Genomic DNA, 10,729 nt, shown 5'->3' with positions numbered 1-10,729 from the left:
TGAAGCCTTGGAATTTCATGATGGACCACTGGTTGTAACCGAAGTTATTTTTGTCGGTCAGCAGGGTATTTATGTTGTTGGGGGGGGGTACGGTTGTCTACGATTCCGGCATTGTATGAGTAAAGGGGGCCTGTGGTATTGCCTAATGTCATCAGCCGTTTACGGGGGATGAGGATGCGGATGGTGGCGGTACAGGAGGCTGTGGAGCTTTCGCTGTTGGAGGTTATTGTTACGATTTTATCGGCTAAACCTCGGGGGACGCCGGTTCCTTCTAGGTATACGACTTGGGTGGAGGCGCTAAGGACGGCTTCGCCTTTGAAGCTGATGCCGTCTATGGTGTTGGTTTCCAACATGGCTATGGCGCCATAGGAGCTGGAGGGGATATTGGTGATGGTGACTGCTAAGCGGTGTGATTGGCCGTTATAGGGGTTGGGGATGTTACTGAGGGCTTGGTCTTCGAAATACATGCCTTCGACGATTGTGGCTGCGCAGCTCATTGTAAATTTGGGACGGGCGGCGGTGGAACGGACGTTTACTTTGAAGCTACAATCGCCTCCGCCTCCATTGGAGGTTAGGGTGAATTGGTCGGGGGTGTCATCACTGGGGCTGATTAGGTCGGTGCCTTGGGTGTGACGTATGGGTTGGCCTATGCCGGGAACGGTTAGGGTGATGGTGCCGGTGGTAAAGAAGGTGCCGGTGGTTTCGTAAAAATAGCCGTTGTCGGGATCGGAGGTGGCGGAGATGCTGTAGGAGCCGATACGGGTGATATTGAGGGTTACTCGCAAATAGTTGGAGGGGGTGAGGGCTACGCCATCGCCGTATTGTCCCATGACTTTGACGGAGTCGCAGATCATGTCGAAGTGGGCTTTGCCCATCTTACCGCAGAGGCTTTGCCATTCTTGGTTGGTTTTGGAGTAATAGTTGTAACAGTCTTCGTCTATGTTATAGATCATGAGACTGTTGGCGGTGGTGATATTGGAGACGTCGATCTGGTCTCGCTGAAGTTCGCTCATGCGAGGGATCATTATGCCTTTGGGAATGGTGTCGGTGCCGTTGGCCAAAAGGTTGCGCACATCGAGCTCGGTCAATATGTTAGGGTTTTCAGTGTTGATCCCGACCTGAGCAGAGAGCATACTGAATAAAACCGAAAACAGAATTAATAAAAAAGTCTTTTTGTTCATCGTTTTTAAAAATTTAAAAAATAAAATATATTAGTTAATGCAAAAATGCAAATATACGAAAAAAGTGTCAACGTGTAATCACTACACATTAACACTATGTATAGCTCCGATTTAGATGAAAATCTAAGTCGTACAAATTCTAAACGACAACAACATAGGGAATGTTCTATACGACTAGTATTATCGGCAGAGCTATAACTTTTATTAACTTTTATTAAAGGATACAAAAAAAGACACACTAATGAGTCACGAAAACGCAATAAGTGTGAAAAACAGATATTTCTCCTTAAAATTTTAGAGGTAAGAAGTGTTAAGCATGTAGATGCGTTATTTAGCTCTCTCTCTCTCTCTCTCTCTCTCTCTCTCTCTCTCTCTCTCTCTCTCTAATATTTCAACACACATAAACAAATCTAAACCGTTAAAATTTAGATTATTAGTGATAGATATGCTTGTTAATTTATTCTCCATTGCTAGCGTAAAGAGTTATCTTACAGATGCAAATATAGGTATTATATTGAAATTAACAATAGTTAGCTTCAAAATAAGAAATGTACGCCCTGTTTATCGCTGATAAGTGCAAAAAAAGACAAAAACTATCTTTTCTTCATCAACAAAAGAGATACTCAACTAAACAAAAACAACACCAATTATTGTGTTATTTTTTAACTTTTTTGTAAAGAAACGAAAACCAAAGAGGCAATATTATCCCTTTACAAACACTCGAAATAGCAATTGCCCACCACACTCCAACAATACCCATATCGGATGCCAGATAATAAGCCAGAGGTATTCGCAAAGCATTAAATACGACACTGATAATAGCAGGTTCTACAGTTCTTCCGATACCATTAAACATACCTTGAGTAGTAAGTTCGAGCATCATAAAAATCTGAACCAAACCCATCACCATCAAATATTGCGACCCTGCATCTATTGCGTCCTGATGGGGAACAATAAGCCCGAAGATAGAGCCTCCGAAAAACACAAAAGCAACACTCACCACAATACCCACCGAAACCATTATTCGTAAGGTATAGATGTAAGCTTTTTTGCCTCGTTCTATTTTATTTGCGGCATAATTTTGAGCCATAAAAGCACTCAAAGCCGTAGAGAAACCTTGCGAAGTATTCCAGGTAACAGCCTCAATCTGACCACCCGTAGTTTGAGTCATCAAACCCAAGTGCCCACCATATATAGAGGCTACACGAGCCAGATTCATATTTATGATTGCATAGAGCGAGTTCATTAAAGAAACGGGCGTTCCCAGATAAAAAACACGCTTAAGAAAAACTACACGAGGTTTTATAAGGAACGAGAAGTTACCCAAAATTCGATTAGCTGATTTGATCTGATAGAAGAATAAACCAAATACAAATATCTGAGAAATTACACTTCCTACCGCTGCACCATGCAAGCCCATATCCAAACCAAACATAAGAATCGGGTCGAGAATCATATTCAGCACCAATCCAAACGCATTGTTTCTGAAAGGAATAAAGCTACGCCCTGCCCCATTATATACTCCTGATAAATTATACGATAGAAACTGAAACGGCAAACACATAGTCATTATACGGAGGTAAAGTACAGCTTCGCCCGTTATATCAGCAGGAAGTTTAAAGAACATCAAAATAGGTTCTGCAAACGTAAACAGTGTGAGCGACCATACTACCCCCAGAAAAATAGCTACGGTAGATGTATGTGAAGCATATATTTTTGCCTGACGCATTTTTTTTGCACCGATAGATTGCCCCACGGCTACCTCAGCCCCTATCATCGCCAGATAGGCAACCGACGCCGTAAGCCACAACAGCATACCAATAGCACCAATAGCAGCTTCCGATTTAGTGGCTACATTAGAAGCATCATCTGCACCCAATCGTCCCACCCACGACATAGCCATCAGTGTATATGCCATCTGCAAGAAACTTGTACCCATAAGGGGCAAAGCCAATCGTATAAGAGTTGAGAATATCTTACCCTCAGTAAGATTCTGAATACCACTTCCTTTCATTCGTATTTCACCTTTTCTATTTCTAGGTCGAAGACCTTTTCACCTTGATAAGTAGAACAACCAGACAGCCTTAAAGTTATACGAAACAGCAATAAAAAAATAGGAATTGCTTATAACTTTTAAAACACCTTTCTTTTTAATTAATACAACAAAAGCGACTACTTTACGTAATCGCTTTTGCTCTTTGGAGCGGAAGAAGGGGCTCAAACCCTCGACCCTCAGCTTGGAAGGCTGATGCTCTATCAACTGAGCTACTTCCGCAATTTGCATAAAAAAAAAGAAGTGGGCAGTGATGGATTCGAACCACCGTAAGCTTACGCTATCTGAGTTACAGTCAGACCCATTTGGCCACTCTGGTAACTGCCCTTTTTTCCTTAAATGCGATGCAAAGGTAATAAAATTTTCGCTCTACCAAACAGATAAACGTATTTTTTTATCTGCTATTTACTCGAATCAAGCTAAACGTCTGTTAATAAATAATTAACATTGAATCTTTAATTTCACACCTCTACTCTTTTAAGAAAAACAAATTAATTTAGCTACTATATATAGTAAATATTAAGTCCGATTCTTTTCGAAGAATAACAGTTCTCAAACAAATAATTTGAGTGAGCAGCTACATTAATTACTATAAACATGACACACATCTTCAACCATAGCAAGCAACTTCTACAATTGCAAAAGAACCAATTCTGACCAAATAGTAAGAGGATTGCCCGTATAAGGATAAGATGATAGAAACGGTATTTGCGAACAAGTACCGCAAGTAACATCGACACCCAAGAAGCCGATGGTTAATGTTGCATCGGAAGTAAACTCTCGATAAATTGTACCACCACCTAAATACTCGCTATACCATTTAAAATATATAAGTGCACCATTACTATATACCTGCATACGCCCATATTCGCGAAGATTTACATCGCCTCTGATAAATATAAGATAACTTCCTGCGGGGATAGTAATTGAGTTTGTTCCGTTCGTAGTAGCATTTAAAGTATTTGTAGAGAAGGACGTTGTTCCACTGATTGTATATAACGAATTGGCTACAATAGATGATGGATTGCCCGATACTTTCCAAACCACCGCTCGCTTCACTAGCGACAACACCTGCCACGAACCCAACCCCGAAGCATCGGTGGCTGTAAAAATCTTCCCCAAACCTTCAGTTCCATCCGTTATCTTAAGCTTTCCCACAACATCCAGTTTTGTAGCCGGGCTTATAGTACCCAATCCTACTTCCCCTGTAGATGATACATAGACATCATCACTATTGTTTACTGTACCCATACTTTGAGTATCGCCTTTCGGGTCGATATGTAGAGCGGAATTTGTCGGCGGATTGATTGTCTTAATACCCACCTGAGCCAAAAGCAATGTACTAAAACATGATAATAAAATTGTTGATATATATTTATTCATAACATTCTTTATTTAAATCATAATTATAGAGAAGGTGTACCAAAAGGTATTTGTATAGGGTGGTTTAGTATAGTAATAGTTGGTAGCTCCTACGGCTGTAGAAACAGGTGTAAAATAGATAGTGATAGTTTCGGGGTTTGCATACTTAGCATTCGTCAGGTCAAGAAGAAAGGTAGCACCACCCAACCATTCAGAATAATAAAAAGAGAAGGGAGTATCTACACTTGTTTTAACTGTAAAAATTCCATATTCTGAAGCAGGAGCTAAATCTCCATTTACAATAATAATATATTTTCCACGAGGTATTCTCAAACTATTTGTACCTGCACTTAATCCATCTATTTCGTTATCAACCATAGCAGAGGTTCCCGTAAACTGAATCATGCCACTGGCAGGCACATTAACTGATCCGCTCAACTTCCAATTAGCTATCTTATTTATTTTCACACTCCCCCATGTAGCCAATCCCACATCATTGCTACTCATCAAGAGTTTACCATCCGCCTGCGTACCATCGTTTACGCGCAAACTTCCATTGATATGTAATTTAGCTTTCGGATCGATCACTCCCAAACCCAACTTTCCATCGGAGGTAAATACTACATCATCCGACATTTGAGAAGTAGAGGGAGAGGAATTATTATTGTTTTTGGCTGCATCAATATGTAACAATTGCGAAGGGCTTTCGGTGTAAACTCCTATTTGAGCAAATATGCCAGTAGATAAAGAACAGAATAAAATCACTAAAATATTTTTCATTTTCTTACTCCTCTTATTTAGTTAACGAAATAAACCTCACCGTAGCAGCAGCTGTGGCATTATTGAATGGAGGCACTGTATAACGGGTTATACCTCCCCCTGAAAGATTACGAAACGCACCTCGAATATTGAGCGTGGTGGGTGCAGTAAAAGTATATACAGCCGACCCTCCGGTAAGCTGCTCAAAGTAAAATACCTGATAAATATAACTGTTAGTACCATACGTAAAGAGTCCTACGGCTCCATACTCCATCACATTAACATCAAAATCAATAACAATGAGAAACGTTCCGGCCGGAACTGTTATTGCCGAAGAGGTAGTGTTATCGAAGATTTTAAAACCCATTCCATTAGGATCCGACAGCGTTTGTGTACCCTTTATCATTGTTGATACACTAACCGGAAAAGTTGTATTGGGCGCAACCACCGTCCATGTGGCAACACCCTTACTTCGGTCGAAGTCTTTCCAAGAACCAACACCATTACTATCTGACATCAATACCTTATCAGCAGCCGGCGAGCCGCCCGATATAAGAACATCACCCATAACATCTAATTTTGCTTTTGGCGATACTGTACCTATCCCCACATTTCCATTGGCATCTACAACAAGATCATCAATAACATTAACAGAACCATTGGTATTTGCTTTTCCATCGATATGGAATACTCCTTGTGGATTTTTAGTGTTGATACCCACCTGCGAATAACACTGGATGAGCATAAAAAAATTAAAGATTAATAAAATAATTCTCCCCATTTCTTCTATATTTTTACATGGTTACTTGACAACTGGTAGTGGTAAAAAACTTGCAGCAAAAAAAAGGCAGTAGCGTGTAATCTCTACACACCACTACCGGACATAGTTGTGACACAGGTAAACCTTTTGTTCGTGCGGATTTTGAACGACAACAAAAAAACAAATCTGTCACACGAAACAGTTCACTGAGCAAACTATAAATATCTTTATTCGAAAAGAAGTCAAAAATGAAAATGCAAGAGTAAACACTGAACAACTTTCTAAAAAAAGTTACCCAAAGTCCGAATAAGGAGAATAAATAGCTTGTTAAGCACGAAGAGGGATTATTTAGCTCTCTCTCTCTCTCTCTCTCTCTCTCTCTCTCTCTCTCTCTCTCTCTCTAACATTTTTGCGTGAAGAACCAAACCTAAATTGTTAAAAATTAAGTTTTTATCTGCAAATATGTTTGTTAATAGGAGCATTATTGTTAGTGTAATTAGTTATTCGTCAGTCACAAAGATAGAAAATAATTTTATATTAACTACCAAAATATTACATTTTAGAGCAATAAATAGAAGCAAAAATGAGCATCAAGCCTCATAAAGACTACCAGAGAGTAGATCTAAAACAGCCGTAATCATCTAGTAACAAAACGAGTAGCAACATCCAATTCAAACAAACAACAAATTTTATAAAATTAACATCTTCAACAAAAAAAGCCCTCAACAGAGTTTTACTCCAAAGGGCTTTTTTCAGAAATTATAATCTTTTATTCAAGTATTATATACATAACCATAGAGGGCTAAGCAGTATTCTAAACAAAGTAAGATCAAACGAATAGCCATCAATTAAAGCCTCCAGAAGATCATATAGGTACGCACCAAGTTGGTACTGCCGGGAGTTGTACTTTTAAGAGACCATACTCTATCAGTTGTATTTTCGTGACAAATATAGATCTTCACCTCATCGTTCTTCTTAAAATTAGCATTCAAAAACACGGATGCCGTTTGTTGTGCATTAGTATTGGGACGCAAAGCAACAGTATATGAATCTACTACCGAATGATTTGTTGCATTTACCAAAAACACATAATAATAAGCAAACTCAGAAGTGCCAGCTGATACATACCCCGACAAATGCATATTGAAGGAGTATGCTCCATCTTCTAAAATTGAGATTACTCCATTTTCTTTTGTTACAAACTTAAGTTCTGTTCCTACCGAATACAATTCGGCAGCCAATTGTGTAGGAGTTATAGGTTTGGTTGTAACATCGGGCGACGACAGATTCAACAGATTGATAAACGAGCCGGCATAGATATTGGTGGACATTTTGCCCCATTGACTATCGGAAAAAAAATAAACACCATCCTCTATCGAAGCATCTTTGTTATAAACTACTATACCATCCGTAGGATTGGGTACTGTGGCAACATCAAAACTCGAAGCAAGAGTCACCCGATTAAGCCCCAAAGCTTTATTATCTGCATTCAGATACAACTGAGCACTGTTATAAGGCATTCCTCCCACACCAAGTATAGCCTCGTTATCCGTAGATATATTCAAGATCATATCATTTTTCAATTGTTCGGGAGTTGGTGTGCCCGAAACATTATCTCCATTAGCGTCTATTACTAAACGACCTACGGGAAATTTGGTATTGATGCCTACCTGCGATGAAACATAGGCAGAACATACCAAAAACATTAATACTATAAATATTTTATTCATGTCATGTATTTTCTATTCGTTATAGTTTCCAAAATACCATACTCGTTCTGGCAGCCGATTTTAGCGATGGATCGGACGAGTCGAGAACCCGTACACTTAAAGGGCAATCTTGAAAATCGGGCGATTGACCTCTACCAATATAAATTTCAATTTCCTCGTCTTTATTCAAGCTTGTCCCCATTACCAAACGGTACGAATAATACCTCCTAAACCTTTGAGTAAAAGGAAACGAAATAAGCGCTTTCTCTAACACTTTATTTTGTGTTTTTGAAACCAGAAAAGCATACAATACAGCCTGAGAATCATAGGTTTCTTCCGGCGACGGAATACCCAATATTGTAGAATAGAAATAAAAACGCAGAGCAAATACATAAGTACCATCAGCAGGAGCTTTTATCTGGTTGGTTTCGGAGTTTACAAACGGCATCTTTAGCGTGCCCGAATAAATACCCGAAGTAGCATCTGAATAACTTATGCTAGGTATTTCAATTTGATCTGGAAGTAAATAAGGTATCGAAAATTCATTCTTTAGAGCAGGCTCTCTCTCTGCCTTTAAAATCCTGTTCCACTTCACACCATCGAAGTAATACCATCCTATCTCGACCTCTTCCGAGGCAATAGCCACCGTATTATAAACTATCATTCCGGCTCTCGGATTGGGCACAGTTACAATATCGGTCAATGATTGAAGTTTTACTTCATTCATCTTCAAAGCTTTTTTATGCGATCCCAAATCGAGCTGAGCCGCTGTTGAAGCTTTCTTACCTAAGCCAACCACCCCTGTTGCATTATCAAGAGATATAATCATATCGTCAGAAAGTTGAGCTCCTGCACCAGTTGTGTTATTTCCCAAAGGGTCTACCTGAAAGATAGCTCCCGACACAACATTCTCGGTGTTGATACCTATTTGTCCAAAAGACGCCGCACTCATCAATACAAATGCAGCAATTACATATATATACTTCATAGTTTCAATATCATAATTTCCAATAACTTAAAGAGGTCTTATTATACCTTCCGGCAGTAGTAGTTGCTCCACCATACAATGTCCAAGGAAAATTGGTATCGAGGTTGTGGCATATCAAAAAATCAAGTTCGTCACCAGCCTTCAACTCCGAAGACAAAATAACGGTTGCCGACTGCTTATAATCAGGAGCATTATTCATGGTTAACGTACCCAAGGCAGCAGCATCCATAATAGTCATATCCGATTTACGAAGCATAAATACATAGAGATGAGCCTCTGATGTTCTTTCCGTAGTAACAAAACCCACCAAATTGAGAGCAAACACATAGGTACCATCCTCTGTAATGCTTACACCAACAGTGGACGAACCCAACGGCGCAAAAGGTATAGAAACACCATCGTATCCACCGGCTGATATATGTGGCGAGGTTGCAGAAGTGGTAGTAACGTCCGAAACAGAGACAGCTATCTTTACAGCATTAGTTTCCTTCGTAAAAGCCATTTGTTCCCATCTGTTAGCCACACCATTGAATACACAAATACCAGGATACAATTCGCTATTGTTGGTTGTATTGAAAACCATCATACCTTGTATGGGAGTAGGCACTGTTATTAAATCATCGGCAGCTATTAATGCTACATTATTTAAAGAGAGACCTTTGTTTGCCGAAGCCAGATCGACCGAGGCTCCCTTTGCAGGTACGCATCCAATTCCTACCCCTACTCCACCAACGCCATCATACGTCACAATAAAATCATCAGTCAATTGACTGGCAATCGGAGCTGCACCCGTATTACCTTTTCCATCGATATGAAACAGGCCTAGAGGATTACTGGTATTAATCCCTACTTGCGATTGACATAAGCCAATACTCAAGAGAGTAAAAAGAAGCAAATAAAACTTTTTCATTGCCATCATCTTGTAATACATATTTATCTTAAGATTAGTTAGTTTCGAACAAAAAAGCAGCAACATGTAATCGCTACACGCTGCTGCCCGACATAGTTGTGACATAGGTAAACGAATGATTCGTGCCGATTTTGAACGACAACAAAAAAACAAATCGATTACACGAAAACGTTTACCGAAACAACTTGAAATATATTTATTGGGGAAATATTGTAAAGAAAAAACACAAGCGTAAATAAGACGCAATATAAAAAAAAGACAGATAATTCTGCTTGTAACTTTTGGGAATAAGTAGTGCTTTAAGTGTGTAGCTGTATTATTTAACTCTCTCTCTCTCTCTCTCTCTCTCTCTCTAATATTTCAGCACAATTAACCAAACCTAAATTGTTAAATTTTAGATCATTATATATATTACTATGTGTGAAATTTAGTGTCATAATTATTGTAAAGAGTTATTTTACAGGGACGAAGATAGGACTTTTTATAATACCAGACAAAAAACATGATTTATATTTTGTATAAATACAAAACTCACGCAATATATATTACGTGAGTTTTGCCTGAAATAAAACCTCTCTATTATTAATAACTCTATTTTTAAATAGCTATAGCTATAGTTTATTTATGGGTTGAGTCGTCTAAACTCTTCTGCTTGTAATATACACCAGGCAAAGGCATTGGCGGTAAAGGTGGTATTGTCAACTCTGTTGCCTGTGCCGCCAAAGTTCAGACGGAAGCCGGGGTAATTGGTAAAGGTTCGGCCATTTATGGTTCTATTGGTTAGGACGAAGGGACAGACATTGCTTAGTACATTGGCGTAGGTTCGGGCTTCGGAGGAGTTAAATCCGCCGTCGCCGATAAATACGAAGGGTAGGTTTTTGTGTCGGAAGATGGTGACTCCTTCGGCGGGACGGGTGGTGTTACCGATTTCTCTGGCGCCGGAATAGATGACGACTTCGTCTAGGGGGAGATTGGTGACATATTGGGTGGTGGAGGCGTCTTCGCCC

8 protein-coding genes, 2 tRNA genes and 1 pseudogene are annotated in these 10,729 nt (G+C 39.5%); all 11 read right to left on the bottom strand.

Translation table 11 applies throughout. The annotated features are described in order from the left end of the window. Nucleotides 1-44: 44 nt before the first annotated feature. Complete coding sequence (locus IR022_RS02065; protein WP_194202424.1) at nt 45-1,181, bottom strand: hypothetical protein; 1,137 nt, start codon at nt 1,179-1,181, stop codon at nt 45-47. A 655-nt stretch (nt 1,182-1,836) separates the two neighbouring features. Then, entirely contained in the window at nt 1,837-3,195 is a 1,359-nt protein-coding gene (locus IR022_RS02060; protein WP_194202423.1) for an MATE family efflux transporter, read from the bottom strand. 185 nt (nt 3,196-3,380) lie between these two features. Further along, nucleotides 3,381-3,456, bottom strand: a tRNA-Gly gene (locus tag IR022_RS02055). 22 nt (nt 3,457-3,478) lie between these two features. After that, nucleotides 3,479-3,561 (bottom strand) — tRNA-Tyr (locus IR022_RS02050). A gap of 303 nt (nt 3,562-3,864) precedes the next feature. Continuing rightward, entirely contained in the window at nt 3,865-4,617 is a 753-nt protein-coding gene (locus IR022_RS02045) for a hypothetical protein (RefSeq protein ID WP_194202422.1), read from the bottom strand. 12 nt (nt 4,618-4,629) lie between these two features. Further along, the gene (locus IR022_RS02040; protein ID WP_194202421.1) at nt 4,630-5,376 is read right to left on the bottom strand and encodes a hypothetical protein; all 747 of its coding nucleotides are present in this window, start codon (nt 5,374-5,376) and stop codon (nt 4,630-4,632) included. Between the two features lie 13 nt (nt 5,377-5,389). After that, a complete protein-coding gene (locus tag IR022_RS02035; RefSeq protein ID WP_194202420.1) occupies nt 5,390-6,136 on the bottom strand; it encodes a hypothetical protein in 747 nt (248 codons plus the stop codon). A gap of 827 nt (nt 6,137-6,963) precedes the next feature. Next, a complete protein-coding gene (locus IR022_RS02030) occupies nt 6,964-7,845 on the bottom strand; it encodes a hypothetical protein (RefSeq protein ID WP_194202419.1) in 882 nt (293 codons plus the stop codon). Between the two features lie 19 nt (nt 7,846-7,864). Continuing rightward, nucleotides 7,865-8,812 (bottom strand): hypothetical protein, encoded by a 948-nt coding sequence (locus tag IR022_RS02025; protein WP_194202418.1) that lies wholly within the window; start codon nt 8,810-8,812, stop codon nt 7,865-7,867. 10 nt (nt 8,813-8,822) lie between these two features. Continuing rightward, a complete protein-coding gene (locus IR022_RS02020) occupies nt 8,823-9,722 on the bottom strand; it encodes a hypothetical protein (protein WP_194202417.1) in 900 nt (299 codons plus the stop codon). A gap of 622 nt (nt 9,723-10,344) precedes the next feature. Next, nucleotides 10,345-10,729: pseudogene (locus tag IR022_RS02015) on the bottom strand (hypothetical protein); the annotation flags it as partial.

Origin of the sequence: Dysgonomonas sp. GY617 (assembly GCF_015233815.1) — a bacterium.
GTDB lineage: Bacteria > Bacteroidota > Bacteroidia > Bacteroidales > Dysgonomonadaceae > Dysgonomonas_A.
The sequence above is the reverse complement of the archived record's forward strand: the minus strand, read 5'-3'. Positions and strand labels throughout refer to the sequence as shown.